This window comes from Lentzea jiangxiensis (genome assembly GCF_900104175.1).
Classification (GTDB): domain Bacteria; phylum Actinomycetota; class Actinomycetes; order Mycobacteriales; family Pseudonocardiaceae; genus Lentzea; species Lentzea jiangxiensis.
Window position 1 is genome coordinate 131,553 of sequence record NZ_FNIX01000004.1, and the last position, 19,822, is coordinate 151,374.

The 19,822-nt window shown below is 70.1% G+C and carries 25 protein-coding genes; 14 read left to right on the top strand and 11 right to left on the bottom strand.

The features are described 5' to 3' along the window. Window positions 1–102: 102 nt before the first annotated feature. From pdxH to BLQ91_RS14585, 6 genes are all read right to left on the bottom strand, one after another. Window positions 103–759 (bottom strand): pyridoxamine 5'-phosphate oxidase, encoded by a 657-nt coding sequence (gene pdxH, locus BLQ91_RS14560; protein WP_090097372.1) that lies wholly within the window; start codon window positions 757–759, stop codon window positions 103–105. A 156-nt stretch (window positions 760–915) separates the two neighbouring features. Continuing rightward, window positions 916–1,617 (bottom strand): urease accessory protein UreD, encoded by a 702-nt coding sequence (locus BLQ91_RS14565; protein ID WP_218130278.1) that lies wholly within the window; start codon window positions 1,615–1,617, stop codon window positions 916–918. After that, window positions 1,614–2,276: an urease accessory protein UreG gene (ureG, locus tag BLQ91_RS14570; protein WP_090097373.1), complete on the bottom strand. Its 663-nt coding sequence runs from the start codon at window positions 2,274–2,276 to the stop codon at window positions 1,614–1,616. The genes BLQ91_RS14565 and ureG overlap by 4 nt, the downstream gene beginning before the upstream one ends. After that, entirely contained in the window at window positions 2,239–2,847 is a 609-nt protein-coding gene (locus BLQ91_RS14575; RefSeq protein WP_425412480.1) for an urease accessory protein UreF, read from the bottom strand. The genes ureG and BLQ91_RS14575 overlap by 38 nt, the downstream gene beginning before the upstream one ends. After that, window positions 2,847–4,529, bottom strand: a complete 1,683-nt coding sequence (locus BLQ91_RS14580) for an urease subunit alpha (protein ID WP_090097374.1) — start codon at window positions 4,527–4,529, stop codon at window positions 2,847–2,849. Before BLQ91_RS14580 ends, BLQ91_RS14575 begins: the two co-directional genes overlap by 1 nt. Continuing rightward, entirely contained in the window at window positions 4,526–5,125 is a 600-nt protein-coding gene (locus BLQ91_RS14585; RefSeq protein ID WP_090097375.1) for an urease subunit gamma, read from the bottom strand. Before BLQ91_RS14585 ends, BLQ91_RS14580 begins: the two co-directional genes overlap by 4 nt. A gap of 144 nt (window positions 5,126–5,269) precedes the next feature. Between BLQ91_RS14585 and BLQ91_RS14590 the strand changes: the two genes are divergently transcribed. From BLQ91_RS14590 to serC, 6 genes are all read left to right on the top strand, one after another. Continuing rightward, window positions 5,270–6,094: an ABC transporter ATP-binding protein gene (locus BLQ91_RS14590; protein WP_090097376.1), complete on the top strand. Its 825-nt coding sequence runs from the start codon at window positions 5,270–5,272 to the stop codon at window positions 6,092–6,094. Continuing rightward, complete coding sequence (locus BLQ91_RS14595; RefSeq protein WP_090097377.1) at window positions 6,091–6,906, top strand: ABC transporter permease; 816 nt, start codon at window positions 6,091–6,093, stop codon at window positions 6,904–6,906. Before BLQ91_RS14590 ends, BLQ91_RS14595 begins: the two co-directional genes overlap by 4 nt. Beyond that, the gene (locus tag BLQ91_RS14600) at window positions 6,885–7,940 is read left to right on the top strand and encodes a sensor histidine kinase (RefSeq protein ID WP_176959751.1); all 1,056 of its coding nucleotides are present in this window, start codon (window positions 6,885–6,887) and stop codon (window positions 7,938–7,940) included. Before BLQ91_RS14595 ends, BLQ91_RS14600 begins: the two co-directional genes overlap by 22 nt. Continuing rightward, window positions 7,937–8,539, top strand: a complete 603-nt coding sequence (locus BLQ91_RS14605) for a response regulator transcription factor (protein WP_090097379.1) — start codon at window positions 7,937–7,939, stop codon at window positions 8,537–8,539. The genes BLQ91_RS14600 and BLQ91_RS14605 overlap by 4 nt, the downstream gene beginning before the upstream one ends. Before the next feature lie 162 nt (window positions 8,540–8,701). Then, window positions 8,702–9,589, top strand: a complete 888-nt coding sequence (locus BLQ91_RS14610) for a hypothetical protein (protein WP_090097380.1) — start codon at window positions 8,702–8,704, stop codon at window positions 9,587–9,589. Between the two features lie 336 nt (window positions 9,590–9,925). Next, the gene (gene serC / locus BLQ91_RS14615) at window positions 9,926–11,053 is read left to right on the top strand and encodes a phosphoserine transaminase (protein WP_090097381.1); all 1,128 of its coding nucleotides are present in this window, start codon (window positions 9,926–9,928) and stop codon (window positions 11,051–11,053) included. Between the two features lie 55 nt (window positions 11,054–11,108). Here serC and BLQ91_RS14620 read toward each other — a convergent pair whose 3' ends face one another. From BLQ91_RS14620 to BLQ91_RS14635, 4 genes are all read right to left on the bottom strand, one after another. Further along, complete coding sequence (locus BLQ91_RS14620; RefSeq protein WP_090097737.1) at window positions 11,109–12,221, bottom strand: ABC transporter permease; 1,113 nt, start codon at window positions 12,219–12,221, stop codon at window positions 11,109–11,111. A gap of 130 nt (window positions 12,222–12,351) precedes the next feature. Continuing rightward, complete coding sequence (locus BLQ91_RS14625; protein WP_090097382.1) at window positions 12,352–13,002, bottom strand: ABC transporter ATP-binding protein; 651 nt, start codon at window positions 13,000–13,002, stop codon at window positions 12,352–12,354. After that, window positions 12,999–14,051 (bottom strand): peptidoglycan-binding protein, encoded by a 1,053-nt coding sequence (locus tag BLQ91_RS14630; protein WP_090097383.1) that lies wholly within the window; start codon window positions 14,049–14,051, stop codon window positions 12,999–13,001. Before BLQ91_RS14630 ends, BLQ91_RS14625 begins: the two co-directional genes overlap by 4 nt. Continuing rightward, a complete protein-coding gene (locus BLQ91_RS14635; RefSeq protein WP_143022652.1) occupies window positions 14,048–14,539 on the bottom strand; it encodes a hypothetical protein in 492 nt (163 codons plus the stop codon). The genes BLQ91_RS14630 and BLQ91_RS14635 overlap by 4 nt, the downstream gene beginning before the upstream one ends. Before the next feature lie 89 nt (window positions 14,540–14,628). On the opposite strand from BLQ91_RS14635, the gene BLQ91_RS14640 reads away from it, so the two are divergent. From BLQ91_RS14640 to BLQ91_RS14675, 8 genes are all read left to right on the top strand, one after another. After that, window positions 14,629–15,288 carry a response regulator transcription factor gene (locus BLQ91_RS14640; RefSeq protein ID WP_090097384.1) on the top strand — a complete coding sequence of 220 codons (660 nt, stop codon included), beginning with the start codon at window positions 14,629–14,631 and terminating at the stop codon, window positions 15,286–15,288. After that, complete coding sequence (locus tag BLQ91_RS14645) at window positions 15,285–16,427, top strand: sensor histidine kinase (protein ID WP_090097385.1); 1,143 nt, start codon at window positions 15,285–15,287, stop codon at window positions 16,425–16,427. The genes BLQ91_RS14640 and BLQ91_RS14645 overlap by 4 nt, the downstream gene beginning before the upstream one ends. A gap of 100 nt (window positions 16,428–16,527) precedes the next feature. Then, a complete protein-coding gene (gene sepH / locus BLQ91_RS14650; protein WP_090097739.1) occupies window positions 16,528–17,460 on the top strand; it encodes a septation protein SepH in 933 nt (310 codons plus the stop codon). Between the two features lie 16 nt (window positions 17,461–17,476). Next, window positions 17,477–17,842, top strand: a complete 366-nt coding sequence (locus BLQ91_RS14655; RefSeq protein WP_143022653.1) for a hypothetical protein — start codon at window positions 17,477–17,479, stop codon at window positions 17,840–17,842. Window positions 17,843–17,884: 42 nt separating this feature from the next. Then, the gene (locus BLQ91_RS14660; RefSeq protein ID WP_090097387.1) at window positions 17,885–18,292 is read left to right on the top strand and encodes a hypothetical protein; all 408 of its coding nucleotides are present in this window, start codon (window positions 17,885–17,887) and stop codon (window positions 18,290–18,292) included. A 117-nt stretch (window positions 18,293–18,409) separates the two neighbouring features. Beyond that, on the top strand, window positions 18,410–18,820 hold the full coding sequence (locus BLQ91_RS14665; RefSeq protein WP_143022654.1) for a hypothetical protein: 411 nt from the start codon (window positions 18,410–18,412) through the stop codon (window positions 18,818–18,820). Window positions 18,821–18,865: 45 nt separating this feature from the next. After that, window positions 18,866–19,156 carry a hypothetical protein gene (locus tag BLQ91_RS14670; RefSeq protein WP_090097389.1) on the top strand — a complete coding sequence of 97 codons (291 nt, stop codon included), beginning with the start codon at window positions 18,866–18,868 and terminating at the stop codon, window positions 19,154–19,156. After that, window positions 19,122–19,544, top strand: a complete 423-nt coding sequence (locus BLQ91_RS14675) for a hypothetical protein (RefSeq protein ID WP_090097390.1) — start codon at window positions 19,122–19,124, stop codon at window positions 19,542–19,544. The genes BLQ91_RS14670 and BLQ91_RS14675 overlap by 35 nt, the downstream gene beginning before the upstream one ends. Here BLQ91_RS14675 and BLQ91_RS14680 read toward each other — a convergent pair. Next, window positions 19,531–19,758 carry a hypothetical protein gene (locus tag BLQ91_RS14680; protein ID WP_245733425.1) on the bottom strand — a complete coding sequence of 76 codons (228 nt, stop codon included), beginning with the start codon at window positions 19,756–19,758 and terminating at the stop codon, window positions 19,531–19,533. The genes BLQ91_RS14675 and BLQ91_RS14680 overlap by 14 nt on opposite strands. Between the last annotated feature and the right edge of the window lie 64 nt (window positions 19,759–19,822).

Consider the following 19,822-nt stretch of genomic DNA (forward strand, 5'->3'; position numbering starts at 1 on the left):
AGCCGACCCGCACCACACCCGCCGGCCCCACCCGGCCGCGACAAGCACAAGGGGCGCCTCCCGCCCACAGGAAGCGCCCCATCGCAAAAGCTCCAGTCAAACCTACGGAGCGACCCGCTCCAACTGCCACCCGTCCCGCCCCAGCCGGAACCGCAGGCGGTCGTGCATCCGGTCCCGCCGTCCCTGCCAGAACTCGACCTCTTCGGGCCGGATCCGCCACCCGCCCCAGTGCGGCGGCACCGGGATCGTCTCGGTGTCCGCGAACTGGCGCTCGATCTTGTGCAGCGCGGAATCCAAAGTGGACCTGCCGGTGACCACTCGGGACTGCGGCGAGGCCCAGGCGCCGATCTGGGAGCCGCGCGGGCGCGAGTTCCAGTACTCGGCGGTCTCCACCGGGCCGACCTTCTCGACGGTGCCGCGCACGTGGGCCTGCCGCTGCATCGCGAACCACGGGAACGTGGCCGAGGCGTAGCGGGTGGCCATCAGGTCGTGCGACTTGTTGGACGTGTAGTTCGTGAAGAACACGAGTCCGCGGGCGTCGAGGCCCTTGGCCAGCACCGTGCGCGACGACGGGCGGCCCTTGGTGTCGGTGGTGGCGAGCACCATCGCGTTGGGCTCCGGCAGGCCGGCTCCCGTGGCCTGGTCGAGCCACAGCTGGAGCTGTTCGTGCCAGGTGGCGGCAAGCTCCGACTCGCTGAGCGAGCCCTGCTCGTAGGACACGCGCATCGCCGGTAGCGCGATGTTCGTGGTCTCCGTCATCGGCGAACCTCCAAGCGGCGGGCAGAACTCGTGGTCCCTGGACCCGCGACCATACGCACGGCGAACGGATCCCGAAACCGCCTGCGTGGTGATGACCACCACCCGAACGGTGACTGTCCGTGCAAAGAACAGTTCTGGATCGAGACCGTGATCGAGTCAGATGGAATCGAGCACCCGTGTGACGGTGACCACGTCTTCACCCAGTGCGGTGGCGAGGGTTCCGCCTGCTGCCAACGGAACGACGCTCCACCACTCTCCGCCGCCCGCGGCGCGCGCCTTCGTGTCCAGGAGCAGGTCGGTGCCGATCACGCGCTTGCCCGCGAGGCCGGCGGGCGATGAGTCGGCAAGGGAGTCGCCGATGACGAGCTGCTGGTGCACCAACGGCTTTCCGCACCGGGTTGCGCGCATCGACGTGGACAGCGAGCCGGCGGGTTCGCCGGCTCGGCCGAGCACCAGGACCTCGCGAGTTCGCAACTCTGCGTGACTGTCCAATTCGGCCTCCACCACTGCGGTGTGATGCGCGCGGGCCGCCACGACCGTCGGCTCCGGCCGGTACGACAACGTTCCCCCGATCAGGAAGCGCACCGAGGACGAAGACGCCGCACCGGACGTCCCGGGCAGCAACAGCGTCGCCGCAACACCTCGAAGCTCCAGCGAGGCCCCTGGACCGACTTCGACGGTCAGGGACAACGAATCGCCGCCCAGCGGTGCCGTCACCGAGGAGACCAGGTGCACCAGCGCCACCGGGCCCACGCGGCGGTGCGGCACCAATGTCAACGGTGTCATGGACCGGAGGACCCGCACGACGCTGTTGCCGTGCGAGTCCAGCGTGACGACCAGCCGTGCCGAAGCCTTCACAGCTGGGCCAGCACCCACTTCGCGACCTCGGGCGCGTCCGGTGTCTCGACGAGCGACTGCGCGATGACGGGCAGCTCCCCGCGCATCCGGTGCGCGTCGGAGATCATGACGTCCATGTCCGCGCCGACGAACGGGGCGAGGTCGGTCTTGTTGATGACCAGCAGGTCCGCGGTCGTGACGCCGGGGCCGCCCTTGCGCGGCACCTTGTCGCCGCCCGCCACGTCGACGACGAAGATCTGCCGGTCCACCAGGCCGCGCGAGAACACCGCGGTCAGGTTGTCGCCGCCGCTCTCGATGATCACCAGGTCCAGCTTGGCGAACCGGTGCTCCAGGCGCTCCACGGCGTCCAGGTTCGCGGTGATGTCGTCGCGGATCGCGGTGTGCGGGCAGCAGCCCGTCTGCACGGCCTCGATGCGAGACGGGTCGAGCACGCCGGCGCGACGCAGGAAGTCCGCGTCCTCGGTCGTGTAGATGTCGTTGGTGACGACCGCCAGCTCCAGTTGCGAGCCCAGCGCGCGGCACAGCGCCGCGGTCAGCGCGGTCTTGCCGCTGCCGACCGGGCCGCCGATGCCGATGCGCGGCGCGGCTCCGTGGTGGTGGTTGTGCGGGTCGGGCCCGTGGTCAGCTCCCAAAGAGACGCACCCCTTCTCGTCGTGCATGTGCTTCGGCCAGAAGATCCAGAGCAGGCGACCCCAGCGCGGGCAGTTCCTTGCAGGCCCGCGCAGCGACGTCCTGCACGGGCAGCGCGGCCACGATCGCGTTCACCCCGAACGGATCGAGCCCCAGCAGCCGCACCGCCGCCGACGCGGGCCCGCTCACCGCCAGGTAGGCGCACGTCAGAGCGGCTTCGAACGGCTCGCCGACCAGCACGCCGATCACCAGCGGCTGGTGCGGGTCGCGCGGCAACGCGTCCAGCCGCTCGGAGGGCCAGGCCCGGCGAGCGGCCCGCAGCATCCCGCGCCCCTGCGCCCGTGACGCCTCCCGCTGGGCGGGCGAAGGGGTGCGGGCGTCCAGTTCCGCGTCCAGCCCGGCCAGGTCCTCCCCCCGCGCCGCCGCGGCCGCGAACCCCGCCGCCAGCAGCCCCGCACCCAGCAGCCGGCCGTGCAGGAAGGACCGCAGCGACGGTTCGTCGTGCACCAGCCCGCGCACGGCGGCCTCCTCCAAGCCGCCGGAGTGCACGTGGCCTCCGCCGGGGAAGCGGGAGTCGGCGAGGATCAGCGCGGTCAGCATCAGAACAGGAAATACCGTTGGGCCATCGGCAGCTCCGCCACCGGCGACGGCTCGACCAGTGATCCGTCGACGTGCACGGCGAAGCTGTCCGGATCGACGCGGACGTCCGGCATCGCGTCGTTGAGCACCATGTCCGCCTTGGTGACCGACCGCGTCGACGACACCGGCAGGACCCGCCGCGCGTACCGGTCCGCGATCCCGGCCTCGACGGCCTCCGGTGCCACGAAGAACACCGACGAGGCCGCACCGGCCGTGGCACCGAACATCGGCCGTGCCCAGACCGGTTGGGGCGTCGGGATCGAGGCGTTCGCGTCCCCCATCGCGCCCCAGGCGATGAAGCCGCCCTTGAGCACCACCGACGGCCGCACGCCGAAGAACTTGGGCTCCCACAGCACGAGGTCGGCGAGCTTGCCGACCTCCACGGACCCGACCTCGTCCGCGATCCCGTGCGCCAGCGCGGGGTTGATCGTGTACTTGGCGACGTACCTCCGCGCCCGCAGGTTCTCGTCCAGCGACCGGCGCGACGACATCACGTGCGCGGTCTGCCAGGTCCGGATGACCACCTCGCCGACGCGGCCCATCGCCTGCGAGTCGGACGAGATCATCGAGATCGCGCCCAGGTCGTGCAGCAGGTCCTCGGCCGCGATCGTGGTCGGCCTGATCCGCGACTCCGCGAACGCCAGGTCCTCCGGCACGGACGGGTTGAGGTGGTGGCAGACCATCAGCATGTCGAGGTGTTCCTCGAGCGTGTTGACGGTGTGCGGGCGGGTCGGGTTCGTCGACGACGGCAGCACGTTGGGCAGCGAGACGACCCGGATGATGTCCGGCGCGTGCCCGCCGCCGGCACCCTCGGAGTGGTAGGCGTTGATCGACCGGCCGCCGATCGCGTCCACAGTGGACTCCAGGAAGCCCGCCTCGTTCAACGTGTCCGTGTGGATCGCGACCTGCACGCCCGAGGAGTCGGCCACGCGCAGGCAGGCGTCGATCGCGGCGGGCGTGGTGCCCCAGTCCTCGTGCAGCTTGAACCCGCCCGCGCCGCCCGCGAGCTGCTCCCGCAGCCCCTCGGTCGAGACCGTGTTGCCCTTGCCCAGCAACAGGACGTTGACCGGCATGTGGTCCATCGACGTCAGCATGCGGTCGAGGTACCAGGCTCCCGGCGTGACGGTCGTGGCCTTCGTGCCCTCCGCCGGGCCGGTACCGCCGCCGATCAGCGTCGTGAGCCCGGACGCGAGCGCCTCGTCGACGATCTGCGGGCAGATGAAGTGGACGTGGCAGTCGATGCCGCCCGCGGTGAGGATCTTCCCGTTGCCGGACAGGACCTCCGTCGACGGCCCGATCACCAGGTCCGGGTGCACCCCGTCCATCGTGTCCGGGTTCCCGGCCTTGCCGATCGCGACGATCCGCCCGTCCCGCACGCCGACGTCGGCCTTGACGACGCCCCAGTGGTCGAGGACCACCGCGCCGGTGATGACCAGGTCGGGAGCCCCTTCGGCGCGGGTCGCGATGCCCTGGCCCATCGACTCGCGGACCACCTTGCCGCCACCGAAGACCACCTCGTCGCCGGAGCCCGCGCCGCGCGAGCGGTCCTCGGTGACCTCGATGAACAGGTCGGTGTCGGCGAGCCGGATCCGGTCGCCGGTCGTCGGCCCCAGCAGGTCGGCGTAGCGCTCGCGGTCGATCATCGCCGCAACCCCCGGACGATCCGGAGCCCCGCCAGCGGAACCAGCGCGACCTCGCGCTCGACACCCGGCTCGAACCGCACGGCCGTGCCCGCGGGGATGTCGAGCCGGTAGCCGAACGCGGCCCCGCGGTCGAAGGACAGCCCCGTGTTGACCGAGGCGAAGTGGAAGTGCGACCCGACCTGGACGGGCCGGTCGGCGACGTTCACGACGACCATCGTCACGCGCGGCCGTCCGGGGTTCAGCTCGACGGGTTCGGAGCCCACGACCACCTCCCCCGGCGCCGGACCGGCGGACGGCGCGATCGGGTGGTGCACGGTGACGAGCTTCGTGCCGTCCGGGAACGTCGCCTCCACCTGCACCGAGTCGATCATCTCCGGCACGCCCCGCATGACCTGCTCCGGCGCGAGCACCGTGCGGCCGCTCTCCATCAGCTCGCTGACCGTGCGTCCGTCCCGCGCGCCCTCCAGCACGTGGTCGGTGATCAGCGCGACGGCCTCGGGGTAGTTGAGCAGCACGCCGCGTTCGAGCCGGCGGCGCGCGACGTCGGCGGCCACGTGCACGAGGAGCTTGTCGCGTTCATGCGGCGTCAGATGCACTTCGCCGTTCTAGCACGGGAAAGCGCGCTATCCCGGAGTGGAAACACGGCCGAAACACGAGCGCGTGTCCACCGACCGGTTGACAGCCGGGGTCAACGGTGCGGTCGTCCCGCGAGAGGGGTCCGCGACCGCAGGATTCACGACATGAACGCGATCCGGGTGAGGGGCCTGACGAAGGCCTACAAGGGCCACCAGGCGGTGGCGGGGGTGGATCTCGACGTCGCTCGCGGCGAGGTGTTCGCCGTGCTCGGCCCGAACGGGGCCGGCAAGACCACGAGCGTCGAGATCCTGGAGGGACACCGCGACCGCGACGGGGGCGAGGTCAGCGTGCTGGGGGTCGACCCGGCCCGGGGCGGCCGGGAGTGGCGTTCGAAGCTCGGCATCGTCCTGCAGAGCGCGACGGACGCGGCGACGCTCACGGTGCGCGAGGCCGTGCACCACTACGCCGGGTACTACGGCGACCCGCGTGACCCGGAGGAGGTCATCGACCTCGTCGGGCTCACCGAGAAGGCGAAGTCGCGGGTCGGCACGTTGTCCGGCGGGCAGCGGCGACGCCTCGACGTGGCGCTCGGCATCATCGGCCGCCCCGAGCTCGTGTTCCTCGACGAGCCGACCACGGGCTTCGACCCCGAGGCGCGCCGGCAGTTCTGGGGGCTCGTCACACGGCTGGCCGCCGAGGGCACCACGATCCTGCTGACCACGCACTACCTGGACGAGGCCGAGGCGCTCGCCGACCGCGTGGCCGTGCTCGCCGGGGGACGGATCGTCGCCGAGGGCACACCGCAGACGCTCGGCGGCCGCGCGCACGCCGACGCCACCGTCCGGTGGATGTCCGACGGCGGCTACCGCGAAGTCCTCACGCACGAGCCCACCAAGGTCATCGCCGACCTGTCCCGGCACGGCGAGCTGGCCGAGCTCACCGTCACCCGCCCGTCGCTGGAAGACGTCTACCTGGAGCTGATCAAATGACCACCGCTGTCGCGTCCGGGGCGGCCGCTCTGCCCTCGACCCTCGCCCTCGGTCTCGCGAGGGGTGGGACCGAACTGCGGGAGTTCTTCCGGCAGAAGGAAAACCTCATCTTCACGGTCTCGCTGCCCGCGGTCCTGATGCTGCTGCTCGGCACCGTGTACGTGAAGGAGGTCGCCGCCGCGCAGATGTTCGCCGCCGGCATGATCGGCGCCGGCATCATCTCGACGTCGTTCGTCGGGCTGGGCATGAGCGTCGTGGCAGACCGCGAGGACGGCACGCTCAAACGCCTGCGCGGCACGCCGATGCCGTTCACGTCCTACTTCATCGGCAAGATCGTCCTGGTCTTCGTGTCGAGCCTCTTCGAGGCCGTGCTGCTGGTCGCGGTCGGTGTGCTGCGCTTCGACCTGGAACTGCCGGCCAGCGCGGAGAAGTGGCTGACGTTCGCCTGGGTCTTCACCCTCGGCGTCGTCGCCTGCTCGCTGGTCGGTGTGGCGCTGAGCGGGATCGCGAAGTCCACCCGCAACGCCGCCGGCGTGCTGAACCTGCCGTACATCGTGCTGCAGTTCCTCAGCGGCGTGTTCATCATGCAGTCGGCTCTGCCGGAGTCGCTGCGCACGGTGGGTTCGTTCTTCCCGCTCAAGTGGGTGTGCCAGGGTTTCCGCTCGGTGTTCGCACTGGAAGAGGGCTACGCGGTCATGGAGGCGGCGGGATCATGGGAGCTGGGCAAGATCGCGCTGGTGCTCGGGGCGTGGAGCATCGCGGGCCTCGTGCTCGTCGGCAGGACCTTCAGGTGGAGCAACACCAGCCGCTGACGACCTGGTACGTGCTGTTCGGGCTCACCCAGGTCACCACCATCGCGCTGATCCTGGTGGACGCCAACCCCCTCGCCGACCGGCTGTCGGCGGTGGGGTTGCTCGTCCTGAACTCGCTGTGGTTCGTCGGGTACGGCCTGAAGCTGATGAGGAACGGCATCGAGGACCGGCGCGGCCTCGTCTACGCGGCCGGCTCGCTGGCCCTCTGGGCCCCGGCGGTCTGGCTGACCGGCAACGCCACGTTCGCTCTGTTCGGGCTCGTGCCGCAGATCTACATGATGATGCCGGTGACCTGGGCGTTCTTCCCCATGGCCGTCTTCGTCTTCACCCCGCAGCTGCTGACCTGGCTGGCCGGCGCCGACCCCGCGCTGCCGTGGCCCGGCGCACTGCTGATCGTCGGCTTCTCCCAGGCGTTCGGCTGGGCGGTGAGCCGGATAGCGCAGCAGAACGAGCAACGCGGTGAGCTGCTCGAACGCATCGAGGCGCTGACGCTCGAGACCGAACGGGCGCGCTGGGCGGCCGAGATCCACGACACGCTGGCGCAGGGCTACACGTCGATCATCACGCTGCTGCAGGGCGCGCAACCGAACGTCGAGCTGGCGTTGCGGACCGCGCGGGAGAACCTCCGCGAGGCACGGGCCCTGGTCGCGTCGAACTCACCGTCGCCTTTGGACGGTTCTTCGCTGGAGGACGCGTTGCGGCGCCTGGTGTCCGGCGTGGCGCTGCCGTCCACCTTCAGGGTGATCGGCGACGCCCGCCCGCTGGCGACCTCGGCCGAGGTGGTGTTGCTGCGGACCGTGCAGGAGGCGCTGACCAACGTCGCCCGCCACTCCGGCGCCTCGCGGGTCGACGTCGTGATGAGGTTCGACGAGGACGGCGTCTCCCTGGAGGTGCGCGACGACGGCCGCGGCTTCGGCGACGCCCCCGAGGGCTTCGGTCTGCGGGGGATGCGCGCCCGGCTCGAACAGGTGGGTGGGACGCTGTCGCTGTCCTCGGACGAGGGGGCGTCAGTGCTGGTGGAGGTACCGCTGTGATCAGGATTCTGCTGGTGGACGACCACCCGGTGGTGCGTCAGGGCCTGCGGGGGATGCTCGTCGCCGACGACCTGGAGGTGGTCGGCGACGCCGGGTCCGGGCAGGAGGCGATCTCCTCGGCGGCCGCTTTGAAGCCGGACGTCGTGCTGATGGACCTGCGGATGCCCGAAATGGACGGTGTGGCCGCGACCGCTCGGATCGTCGGAACCGGGCCGCGGGTGCTGGTGCTGACGACGTACGAGACCGATTCGGACATCCTTCGCGCGGTGGAGGCCGGTGCGTCCGGATATCTCTTGAAGGACTCGACGACCGAGGACCTGATCGCGGCCATCCGGGCCGCCGCGCGCGGCGAGACCGTGCTCGCTCCGTCGATGGTGGCGAAGGTCGTGGGTCAGGTGCGGACGCCGCCGCTGTCGGCTCGGGAGGCCGAGGTGTTGAGGCTGGTCGCGAAGGGGTTGTCCAACGTCGAGATCGGGCGGGCGCTGTTCATCTCGGAGGCGACGGTGAAGACCCACCTGCTGCGGGTGTTCAACAAGCTGGGTGTGTCGGACCGGACGGCGGCGGTGACCACGGCGATGGATCGGGGCATGCTGCAGTGACGCCCTGACGCGGCGGGTTGCTGCACTCCGGTGAAATGGCTCGCGCCCGGCACGGCCATTCGAGTGCCGCTCCCCGGCGAACTGAAGAACAACTCCACAATCTGGTCAATCGACTCTCACGGGCAGTCACCTCCACTGTTCCCAACACCAGTCGGGGGGCGGATGCTGCGGGAGCTGATTCTCTTCCTGGAGGAATTTCTCCGCGGACACGGTTCGACGGCGGTGGCCAAGGCCGCCGTCGGCCTGATGTCGTTCGCCGTGCTGATCGGTGCGGTTCTCGGCAGCACAGCGGTGAAGGCGGGCGGCCTCGTCACCGCGTTCCTCGTGATCACCGTCGCCGGGATCGCCCTGCTGACCCGCCGCCGCTCCGAACGCCGGGAGCTCGAAGTGCACAAGGACCTGGTGTCGCAGTACTGCGCGCTCCTCGACAAGATGAGGCCGTCCTACCAGGTTGTCGACTGGGACAAGACGGCCGTCATCGGCGAGCGCGGTGACACGCACGTGAAGCTCAACGTCAAGCTCAAAGCGACGCACGAAGACTTCCGGTTCGTCCGGCTGAGGTTCGGCTGCGGCTGGCCGCAGCCGCGGCGTTACCGAAACCGGATCCAGGTCACCGTGCGCAACGTGCTCGTCGACGGTTCGTCGGGAACCACGTTGCGCACTACGGTGTCCTGGCCCCGAGACGGGTCGATGGCGTTGATCGTCCATCTCCACACAGCACCGGCACTGAACTCCGAGGTGTCGTTCAGCGTTGACCTGTTCTGGCCGAAGATGTGCGCCCCGCTGCTCGAGAACAACCCTGATGAGTTCGCACTCCAGTTCTGGCAGCCAATGAGCCGCGCAACCTATCGAATCGTCCTGCCGAAGGGTTGCGAAATTTACGTGGAACCCATTGGGAACACGGCGGACTTCACCGGGTTCGACCTGCACAGAAAGATGGACGACAGCGGTCGCGAAGTAGTCGTGTGCCGACTTTCCGATCTGCCGATCCGCCACCGTGCCGGGGTGCGCTTGCAGTTGAAGGAGAAACGCCGCACGTCACCGCAGTGATGATGAGTTCCGGCTATTCGTCCTGGTCAGTGGTGCCACCGTTGCCACCGAGAACTGCGCACAACCTCGACACGAACACCCTCCGCAACCGTTTTGGGATTTTGACCGCGAAAAGATAACAGAGATCAACAACTTCAAGCCAATTTGTTGCCGCGCAGCGACGCTGAAACGCTTGTGGGTTGAGCCGCACAGGAGCGCGGCTCAGCCGCGCCGTGGTGAAGTGACCCAGGACACCCGGTTGTCACCTCCCGGCCACCGGCCTGCAACACTGTGAACTCCGGCAACGGCGCCGGTCAGGTCCCTGAAGCTCGTCAATCGCCCCGGAGGCGTGACCACATGACCCAGACCGCCGATCCGACCTCGTTGGTGCTTCCCGCCGAGCTCAAGCCGTCCGACGGCCGCTTCGGCTGCGGACCGTCCAAGGTGCGTCCCGAGGCCGTGCAGGCCCTCGCCTCCGAAGGTGCGGCGCTGCTCGGCACGTCCCACCGGCAAAAGCCCGTCAAGAACCTCGTCGGCCGCGTGCGCTCCGGCCTGCGCGAGCTGTTCCAGCTCCCCGACGGCTACGAGGTCGTGCTCGGCAACGGTGGCACCACGGCGTTCTGGGACGCGGCGTCCTTCGGGCTGGTTCGCGAGACCGCTCAGCACTTCACCAACGGTGAGTTCTCCTCCAAGTTCGCGAAGGTCACGCAGACCGCGCCGTTCCTGAAGGACTCGCTCGTCACCAAGGCCGAGCCGGGCACCGCGCCCGAGCTCTTCTACGCCGAGGGCGCCGACCTGGTCGGGTGGGCGCAGAACGAGACCTCGACCGGTGTCGCGATGCCCGTCACGCGCATCGAGGGGTCCGAGCAGGCGCTGATCGCCATCGACGCCACGTCCGGCGCGGGTGGTCTGCCGGTCGAGGCCGAGGACTTCGACGTCTACTACTTCGCGCCGCAGAAGTCGTTCGCCAGCGACGGTGGCCTGTGGCTGGCGTTGATGTCGCCGAAGGCCCTGGAGCGCGTCGAGGAGCTCAAGGACCGCTGGGTGCCGGAGTTCCTGTCGCTGCCGACGGCGCTCGACAACTCCACGAAGGACCAGACGTACAACACGCCGTCGGTCGCCACGCTCTTCCTGCTGGCGCACCAGATCGACTGGATCAACGGCAACGGTGGCCTCGACTGGTCGGTCGCGCGCACGAAGGACTCGAGCGACCGCCTCTACTCGTGGGCCGAGAAGACCGCGTACACCACGCCGTACGTGGAGAAGGCCGCTGACCGCTCGCAGGTCGTCGGCACGATCAACTTCTCCGACGACGTGGACGCCGCCACTGTCGCGAAGGTGTTGCGCGCCAACGGCGTCGTGGACGTCGAGCCGTACCGCAAGCTCGGCAAGAACCAGCTGCGCGTCGCGATGTTCCCGGCCATCGAGCCGAACGACGTCACGATCCTGACGCAGGCGATCGACTGGGTCGTCGGCCAGCTCTGACGAAAGCAGCGACCTGGGGCGCACCGAACGACTCTTCGGTGCGCCCCAGAGCTTTTCAGGCGAGTGCTTCCGTGGGCGACTGCCGTGCCGCCCGCACCGCTGGGTAGACGCCGGCGATGGCGCCGATGAGGACCGCCGACCCCACTCCCCCGAGCAGGGCGGGCCACGGCAGTGCCGCGGGCCACCGCTGGCTGATCGAGTACCCGGCCGTGACCGCGATGCCCACGATCACGCCGACCAGCCCGCCGAGGCCTGACAGCAGCACCGACTCGGTGAGGAACTGCCACCGGACCTGCCGGCGGGTCGCCCCGAGCGCCCGCCGCAGTCCGATCTCCCTGCGGCGCTCCAGCACCGAGATCACCATCGTGTTCGCCACGCCGACGCCACCCACCAGCAACGCGACTCCGCCCAGTCCCAGGAAGAGCGCGTTGTAGGAGCTCTCGGCCAGTTGCTGGGCTTCGAGAGCCTCCGACGGCCGGGAAACCTTGACCTCGTTGGACTTCTGCGGGTTCAGCGTCGGGCCGAGCAGGGTGCGGACGTTGTCCACCTGGTCGGGCGACGTGCGCACGTAGACCGTGTTCGCGTTGCCCTCGAACCCGAACGCCTCCTTCGCCGCCTCCCAGCCGACCAGCGCGGACCTGTCGATCTCCGACGAGAGCGGCAGCGGCCCGAGGATGCCGACGACGGTGAACCACTGCCCGTCGATCCACAGCTGCCCACCCGGCTCGTCGACGCCCAGGCGCGTGGCCGCGGTGCCCCCGAGCACCACCGACTTCTCCCCCGGCGACAGCCACCGGCCCGCGCGGACCTCGGCGTTCAGCACCTTCAGCAGGTCCTGCTCCGCCGCCTGCACCTGCAGCCCGAGCGTGTCGCTCGACGGCACCAGGTCGTTCTTGCGGACGCTCGCGGAGATCTTGCCGGTGGCGCTGGCGGACGACACCGCGCCGATCCGCTTGGCCATCGGCACCGCGGTCTCCGGCAGCTTCGCGTCCTGGCCGAAGAAGTCCTGGCCGGGAGCGGCGGTGAGGAGGTTGGTGCCCAGTTTGGACATCTTCTCCCGCAACGCGGCCGCGCTGGAGGCCGGGATGCCGACCACGGCGACCACCGCGGCGATGCCGATCGCGATGCCCAGGGCCGACAGCACGGCGCGGACGGGGCGGGTTCGCATGCCGAAGAACCCGAGCCGGAGGAGGTCGATCACAGCGCCCTCCTCGTGGAAGCCCGCGTCCGACCACTCATGGCGTTCCCGGTAACAGGTCGGTGGAATCCGAGGCCGCGAGGCCCGGTTCGCAGCGAAGTCAAACGATCACCCCGTCCCGCACCTCGACGCGGCGCGGCGCCCAGGCCGCGATGTCCCGGTCGTGCGTGATCATCACGATCGTCGTTCCGTCCGAGTTGAGGCTCTCCAACAGCTCCAGCACACCCGCGCCGTTCTTCGTGTCCAGGTTCCCGGTCGGTTCGTCGGCCAGCAGGATGCCCGGTGTGTTCACCACGGCCCGCGCGATCGCGACCCGCTGGCGTTCACCGCCGGAGAGCTCGTGCGGCTTGTGCAGTGCGCGGTGGATCAGGCCGACCCTGTCCAGGGCGGACATCGCCATCGACCGCCTCTTCGACCGCGGCACGCCGGCGTAGACGAGCCCGGCGGCCACGTTCTCGATCGCGGACAGGCCCTCGGTGAGGAAGAACTGCTGGAACACGAAGCCGATCGTGCGCGCCCGCAGCGCCGACAAGGCGTTGTCCGACAGCGAGGACACGTCGTGGCCGTCGATCTCGACGCGACCGGCGGTGGGCTTGTCGAGCGTGCCCATCAGGTGCAGCAGCGTCGACTTGCCGGAGCCGGACGGCCCCACGATCGCGAGCATCTCCCCGCCCCCGACGGTCAGGGAGACGTCGCGCAACGCCTGCACACCGCCGGGGTACGTCCTGCTCGCGTGGTCGACGGTGATCACTCGGTGGTCACCACCCTCATGCCTTCGCGCAGGCCTTCGCCCTGCACCTCGACCTGGCCCTTGGCGAAGATGCCGACGGTGACCGGGACGGTCTTGCCGTCGTCGGTGACGACGGCGTAGCCGCCCTCGTTCAACGCGAGCAGCGCGCCGATCGGCACAGCCAGGACGTTCTGCTTCTTCGCCACGGTGAAGAGCGCCGTGACGTTGGCGGTGTCCAGGCCGTCCGCGGCCTTGGGGTCGTCGACGGAGATCGTGAGGACGATCTTCGGCTTGGAGCCCTGGTTCGGGTCGCCCGTGGTGCGGTTGACGCCGGTGATGGTGCCGGTGGCGGGCTTGCCGCCGGTGATCGACAGCTCGACCTTCTCGCCCTGCTTGGCGAGGCGCTGCTTGGACTGCTCCAGCTCGACGGTGACCGCGCGCTCGGTGCCGGTGACCTTCATCAGGTCGCCGCCGGCGGGTGCGCCGAGCTGGCCGGTCAGGGACGCGACGCGGATCGCCCCGGGTTGGACGACGACGTCGCCGGCGGCGAGCTTCCCGGTTTGCTCGAGGCCGTTGGCCTTCTGCCACTTCTTCAGCGCGGTGGCCGTGTAGTAGGTGAACTTCTCGTCGGGGGTGCCGAAGTCCTGGAACCCCAGTGCGGCGAGGTTGTCCTCCACCACCTTGACGTCGGGTCCGTTCGGCACGCCCTGTTCGAGGTCGCGGTAGAGCGGCATCTGGCCGTAGAACAGCGGCACCGGTTCGGCGTCCGCGTGGAACACCGGTTTGCCCTGCTCGATGACGTCGCCCTGCTTCGGCAGGCCCGTGACGGTGCCGCCTTTCCGGCTGGCCAGCGCTCGTTCCGCGCCGAAGCCGAGCTGGCCGGTCACCGACTGCTGGTCGGCGAGGTCGGTCCTCTGCACCTGGGCGGTCTTCGCGGGGGCGTTCTGCAGCGGCGCGGCGTTGGCCTGGTTGGACGCGACCCTGGTCAGCACCACGACCCCACCGGTGCCGAGCACGACGGCGGCGACGAGGGCGGCGATGACGACCTTGCGGTTCACGCGGCGCTTCATCCGATGGGCCTCGTCGCGATCATGCCGCCGTCCCCGAGGCCGCACTCCTTCATGTCCTGCTTGACCTTCTCGTCCTCCATGTCGGGCAGCTCGATCGGCTCCCCCGGCTCGGCCGGGCCACCCTCGAACTTCGGCTCCGGCCAGCTGTGGCCCTTGTCCCGCATGCACTTCGCCTGCTTGCGGATCTTGTCCTGGTCCTCGGGCGACGGCGGCTTGAACTCGCCTCCGTTGGGCAGGAACTTCTTGCACGCCTCGTGCGCGGTCTTCATCTTCTCGGGGTCCAGGCCTCCCTCGCCGCCGATCGCGATGCCGACGCCTGCGTCGCTCGACTCCGGGTCCGGCATGTCGATGCCGTTCTCCCGCATGCACTTGGCGAACTGGACCGAGTCGCCCTTCTCGTCCTTCTTCGCGTCGGCCGGCTGGTCCTCCGACCCGCAGGCGGTGAGCGCCAGCAGCAGGCCGAGCAGCACTGCGATGGTGGATTTCATGGTGACAGGTCTACGGAGGCGCTCATTCGGCGGCGTTAAGCGAAAGGCCTTATCCGCCGCTTATGCCCTCCGCGCGGAAAATAGGCGCCATGCGTGTGCTGGTGGTCGAGGACGAACAGCTGCTCGCGGACACGATCGCCGAGGGGCTGCGCAGGTTCTCGATGGCGGTCGACGTCTGCTACGACGGTGAGGCGGCGTTGGAGCGCGTGGGGGTGCACGCGTACGACGTCGTGGTGCTCGACCGCGACCTGCCGCTCGTCCACGGTGACGAGGTGTGCAAGGCGGTGCACGCGACCGGCGGTGAGGCGCGGGTGCTGATGCTGACGGCGGCGGCCGAGGTGGACGACCGGGTCGCGGGGCTCGGCCTCGGCGCCGACGACTACCTGACGAAGCCGTTCGCGTTCGCCGAGCTCGTGGCGCGCGTGCAGGCGCTGGGCCGCCGGGCCCGTCCCGCGTTGCCGCCGGTGCTGGTGCGGGCGGGCGTGACGCTCGACCTGCCGCGCCACCAGGCGTCGCGGGACGGGACGTTCCTGCCGCTCTCCCCGAAGGAGTTCGCCGTGCTGGAGGTGCTGATGCGGGCGGAGGGCAACGTCGTGAGCCCCGAGGAGCTGCTGGAGAAGGCCTGGGACGAGCACGCGGACCCGTTCACCAACGCCGTGCGGGTGGCGGTGATGACGCTGCGCCGCAAGCTGGGCGCTCCGCAGGTCATCCAGACCGTGCCCGGCGCCGGCTACCGGTTCGGCTCGTGAAGCTGCGGACCAGGCTGACGGCCTGGTACGCCGGGGTGTTCCTGATCGCGGGCGTCGCGCTGATCGGGCTCAACTACTGGCTGCTCGCCGAGTGGATGCCGGTGGAGGGCATCGCCGTCTCGCGGGCCCTGCCCCCCGACGTGGGGACGGCCCACCCCGGTTTCGCGCCCGTCGAGGCCTCCCAGCTGCCCGCCGACACCCTGGTGGTGAGCGGCGCCGACTTCGCGGCGAACACGATGAACACCGTCCTGTGGCAGTCGGTCATCGCGTTGCTGGTGGCCGCGGTGATCGCGGTGTGGCTCGGCTGGGTCGTCGCCGGGCGCGTGCTGGCGCCCCTGCACGCGATCACCACGACCGCGCACCGGCTGGAAGCGGAACGCCTGGACCGGCGCATAGAGCTGGACGGGCCGCCGGACGAGCTCAAGGAGCTCGCGGACACCTTCGACGGCATGCTCGACCGGCTCGCGTCGTCGTTCGACAGCCAGAAGCGGTTCGTCGCGAACGCCTCGCACGAGCTGCGAACGCCGCTGGCCGTGCAGCGGACGTTGATCGAGGTGGCGCTGGCGGCTCCGGACGCGAACGACGACATGCGGCGTCTCGGAGCGCATCTGCTCGACACGAACGAACGGAGCGAGAAGCTCATCGACGGGCTGCTGCTGCTCGCTCGCAGTGACCGCGGCCTCGCGACGCGTGAGCTCGTGTGGCTGGACGAGGTCGTCGACGACGAAATCGAGTCCTGCGCGGCACTTGCCGCCGAGAAAAACGTCACGTTTGCCGTGCGCACTCGCAGGTATCTGGTCGACGGCGACCCGGTCTTACTCGCCCAGCTCGTCGGCAACCTGTTGCGCAACGCCGTCCTCTACAACGTGCCGGGCGGGTCCGTGACCGTCGAGCTTGATCGGGAACTCACCGTCGCCAACACCGGCTCCACCGTGCCTGCCCAGGCAGTACCCGGGTTGTTCGAGCCCTTTCGACGTCTGCGCGACCGGACGGGGACCGCCGGATCGGGCCTCGGGCTGTCGATCGTGCAGTCCGTGGCGCGGGCTCACGGGGGCTCGGCGAAAGCTCGTCCGAACGGGGGAGGAGGCCTGGTGGTCCAGGTGAACCTCCCGGAAACCGGCGTGCGGCAACCCTCGTGAACTGGCAAGATCACGTACAGATATCGGCGAGTCTCCCACTGCTGGTCGACTCGTTGTCCTAACGTTGTCTGCTGGCGAGGTGCGATTCAGGGAGGCCACGATGCGAGCGCTGCGAGTCATCGGGCTCGACGAGGACGGCAAGTCCGTCATCCTCGAGGACCCCGAAAACCGCGGCGAGCGCTTCACGCTCCCCGCGGACGAGCGTCTTCGGGCGGCCCTGCGCGGTGATCTCGCGCGCCTCGGCCAGATGCAGATCGAGTCCGGCGAGGCCCAGATGCGGCCGCGCGAGATCCAGGCGCGCATCCGCGCCGGCGAGTCGATCGAGCAGGTCGCGGCTGCCGCGGGCATGCCGGCGAACCGCATCGAGCGCTTCGCCTACCCCGTCCTGCTGGAGCGCTCGCGCACGGCCGACATGGCCCAGCGCGCGCACCCGGTCCGTGAGGACGGACCGGACGTGCAGACGCTCGGCGAGGTCGTCGCGCACTCGTTCGGCCTGCGCGGCCACGACCTGTCCGACACCAGGTGGGACTCGTGGAAGGGCGACGACGGCCGCTGGATCGTCCAGCTGCACTGGACGACCGGGCGTTCGGACAACCGCGCGCACTGGGCGTTCCACCCCGGTGCGCAGGGCGGCACGGTCACGGCGCTCGACGACGCGGCCGTCGACCTGATGGACCCGAACCCGAACCGGACGCTGCGCACGGTGCGACCGGTGACGCAGCTGGCGCGGCAGGCCCTGGAGGCGACTCCGGTCCTCCCCGTGTCCATGCCCCTCGTGGACGAGCTGGCACCCGTGCCGGTTCCCGCCCAGGCGACGGCACCCGTGGCCACCCCGGTGGTCGCGGAGAAGCCGGTCCAGGAGAAGGCGCCCGAGCCCGTTCCCGTCCCTCCCGCACCGCCGGTGGAGAACGAGCAGGAGCCCGTCGCGGAGAAGCCGGTCCGCAAGGACCCTCCTCCGAAGCGGGGGAAGAAGAACCACCCCATCGTCCCTTCGTGGGAGGACGTTTTACTGGGCGTGCGGTCGAACCGCTGAGTGAGAAGCTGACGCCGTGGGACGTCGTGTCGCGCTGGCTGCCGGAGTGGGTGCACTCCTCGGCCTGGCCTGGTGGGGAATGTTCGAGCTCCTCGTCTCGGGTGTCGTCTGCTCGAAGGACGACTGGGGCTGCCTCCAGGCGTTCGTGATCGCGGCACCGGTGTTCGCGGTGGCCGGAGCGGTCGTGGGCGGTTTCGCCCTGCGTGCGTGGAAGGTGTCGCGGGCCTGGCTGGTGGCCGTGCCCGCGACCCTCATGGCCGTGGTGGCGATGGTGCTGCTCCTGGGGATGACCCCGGTGGCCTTCGCGGTGTTCGCCGCGCTGTACGCGTTGATCGCCCTGCTCACGACGCCTCGCGGTGAAGGTGTTGTGGAGGGTGCGTGAAGATCGGCCCGGTCCGGTGCCCGGCCCGGTAGTCCTGGGCTCATGTTGCTGCGCACTGCGGTGGGGGCGGGTGCGGGAGTCCTCGCCGGCGCGGGGTTCGCGCTGACGCTCGAGGGCTTCACCCGCTACTGCCACCTCCGGCCCGGCCGCACCGGCTGCGGCGTCCCGCTCCCCGTGTTCTACCCGCCGGTCTTCGCGCTCTGGATGGTGGTCGCCGGGGTGCTGATCTGGGCGGGGTTCCGGCTGGCCCGGCAGGAACGCGGGTGGCTCGTGACCGGCATCGGCAACGTGTTGTGGGCCGTGCTGATCGTGGGCGTCGTGTGGTTCGAGTCCACCCAACTGAACCTGTACCAGGCGGAAGGGGTCCAGTTCCTCCTGGCCGCGGCGGTGGTCGTGCCCGGCGTGGCCTACGCGGTCGCCGCTTCGGCGGCGGGGCGGCCGCGGCGCTGACACGGGCGGCGCTGACACGGGCGGCGCTGGTCCCGACTTCACGTCAGCGCCGGCCGATGCGGTCACCAGCCGTTCAGCCGCTGGTGGGGTCCGGTCCGCGTCGTCATGATCTGCGGTATGAAGGTGATCGCGGCCGCGGTGGTGGGGGCGGCGTGCGGAGCCGGCTGGTACTTCTCGCTCATGGCGGCCTTGGAACTCCCGTGCAGCTACGGCCCGTTCGCGTGCAGCGTCTCCAGGCCGCTCTTGTACGTCCCGGTGCTGGTGGTCCTCTGGGGAGTGGCGGCGTGGGGGCTCCTGTGGCTCGCGCGGGTACGGCCTGCCTGGCCGGTGGCCCTGGCCGGAGTGGCGATCATGGCGGCCCTCGCTTTCGCCCTCGTCCTGGTGCTGCTGGTGCTGCTGCGGTGGTGGGCCTTGCCCGTCGTCGTCCCGTTCGCGGGCGCGGTCGGACATGGCCTGGCTGCCAAGGCGACCGCCGGCTACCGCGGGCAGCTGGGGCGACGAAGACCGGACGGGGCACCTGCTGCGTAGTTCTGCGTGATGAGGCGCACCCGCACGAGTCGTCATCATTCAGTCATGAGGGTGGCCACGGCGGCGGTGGTGGGGGCGTTGTTGGCTTGGACGCTGCTGAGGCTCGCCCGGTGGAGGCCCTTCTGGCCGACCGCCGTCCTGGGCCCGGTGGGCTCGTTCGTGCTGTGCCTGGCCGGCGGGCTGACCCTCGGGGGGACGCTCGTCCAGCCGCCGGAGGCCGTCGGCGTCCTGATCGTCACGATTCCGGCCGCGGCCGGGTACGCGTTGGCCGCCGCGGTGACCGCTGGTTACCGTGGACGGCGTGACGGAGCAGAGCACCGCGGGCAGGACGGGTAGAGCTGGACGCCGACTGCTGCTGCGGGTCGTCCTGTCGATGGCCGTGGGCGCCGGGCTGGTGCTCGGGTGGACGTGGGCGTACGAGTCGGGGTTCCTCAAGTCGTGGCTCGACAGCACGTCGATGTCGACGTTCCTGCTGCTCGTGCTGATCGGGTTGCCGCTCGCGCTGGTGTCGTCGCTGGTGCTGGCGGGTCCGGTGCTGTGGATCTTCGGGGTGCGGCCGGTGTGGCCGATCATCCTGCTCGGGCCCGTCCTGCTGGGGCTCGGGCTCTACCTCGAGGTGCACGAGCCCGTCCTCGGGTGGTTCTCCAACCGGCACCACGCCGAGGCGTTGCTCGCGGCCGTCGCCTACGGGCTGGTGGGCCTGCTCACCTTCAAGAGGTCGTAGCCGGCACCTCGTCGAGCAGGTGCGGGTCCCAGCCCTCGCGTTCGCACCAGTCCTCGGCGTCCTCGCGGGAGACGAGCACCGCGTGCCCGGGGCGCGGGCCGGCCAGGTGGTCCCAGCCGTCCGGGGCCAGCACGTAGTTCACCCCGTCGCGTGAGGCGATGAGCCGTCCGTGTGGAAACGCCATCGTCTGCTCGCTGCGCAGAAACCGCGTCATGCTGGTCATGGTGCCCTTGACCTCGACCTAAGTCGAGCCAGCAGGCTCCGGTGGGGTGAAAAAC

Bases quoted from the DNA above. Each gene is read 5' to 3' on its own strand.
- pdxH (WP_090097372.1), bottom strand. From the start codon at position 759: ATGACGGAGACCACGAACATCGCGCTACCGGCGATGCGCGTGTCCTAC.
- ureG (WP_090097373.1), bottom strand. From the start codon at position 2,276: ATGCACGACGAGAAGGGGTGCGTCTCTTTGGGAGCTGACCACGGGCCC.
- BLQ91_RS14575 (WP_425412480.1), bottom strand. From the start codon at position 2,847: ATGCTGACCGCGCTGATCCTCGCCGACTCCCGCTTCCCCGGCGGAGGC.
- BLQ91_RS14580 (WP_090097374.1), bottom strand. From the start codon at position 4,529: ATGATCGACCGCGAGCGCTACGCCGACCTGCTGGGGCCGACGACCGGC.
- BLQ91_RS14590 (WP_090097376.1), top strand. From the start codon at position 5,270: ATGAACGCGATCCGGGTGAGGGGCCTGACGAAGGCCTACAAGGGCCAC.
- BLQ91_RS14595 (WP_090097377.1), top strand. From the start codon at position 6,091: ATGACCACCGCTGTCGCGTCCGGGGCGGCCGCTCTGCCCTCGACCCTC.
- BLQ91_RS14610 (WP_090097380.1), top strand. From the start codon at position 8,702: ATGCTGCGGGAGCTGATTCTCTTCCTGGAGGAATTTCTCCGCGGACAC.
- serC (WP_090097381.1), top strand. From the start codon at position 9,926: ATGACCCAGACCGCCGATCCGACCTCGTTGGTGCTTCCCGCCGAGCTC.
- BLQ91_RS14620 (WP_090097737.1), bottom strand. From the start codon at position 12,221: ATGCGAACCCGCCCCGTCCGCGCCGTGCTGTCGGCCCTGGGCATCGCG.
- BLQ91_RS14630 (WP_090097383.1), bottom strand. From the start codon at position 14,051: ATGAAGCGCCGCGTGAACCGCAAGGTCGTCATCGCCGCCCTCGTCGCC.
- BLQ91_RS14635 (WP_143022652.1), bottom strand. From the start codon at position 14,539: ATGAAATCCACCATCGCAGTGCTGCTCGGCCTGCTGCTGGCGCTCACC.
- BLQ91_RS14640 (WP_090097384.1), top strand. From the start codon at position 14,629: ATGCGTGTGCTGGTGGTCGAGGACGAACAGCTGCTCGCGGACACGATC.
- sepH (WP_090097739.1), top strand. From the start codon at position 16,528: ATGCGAGCGCTGCGAGTCATCGGGCTCGACGAGGACGGCAAGTCCGTC.
- BLQ91_RS14660 (WP_090097387.1), top strand. From the start codon at position 17,885: ATGTTGCTGCGCACTGCGGTGGGGGCGGGTGCGGGAGTCCTCGCCGGC.
- BLQ91_RS14665 (WP_143022654.1), top strand. From the start codon at position 18,410: ATGAAGGTGATCGCGGCCGCGGTGGTGGGGGCGGCGTGCGGAGCCGGC.
- BLQ91_RS14670 (WP_090097389.1), top strand. From the start codon at position 18,866: ATGAGGGTGGCCACGGCGGCGGTGGTGGGGGCGTTGTTGGCTTGGACG.
- BLQ91_RS14680 (WP_245733425.1), bottom strand. From the start codon at position 19,758: ATGACGCGGTTTCTGCGCAGCGAGCAGACGATGGCGTTTCCACACGGA.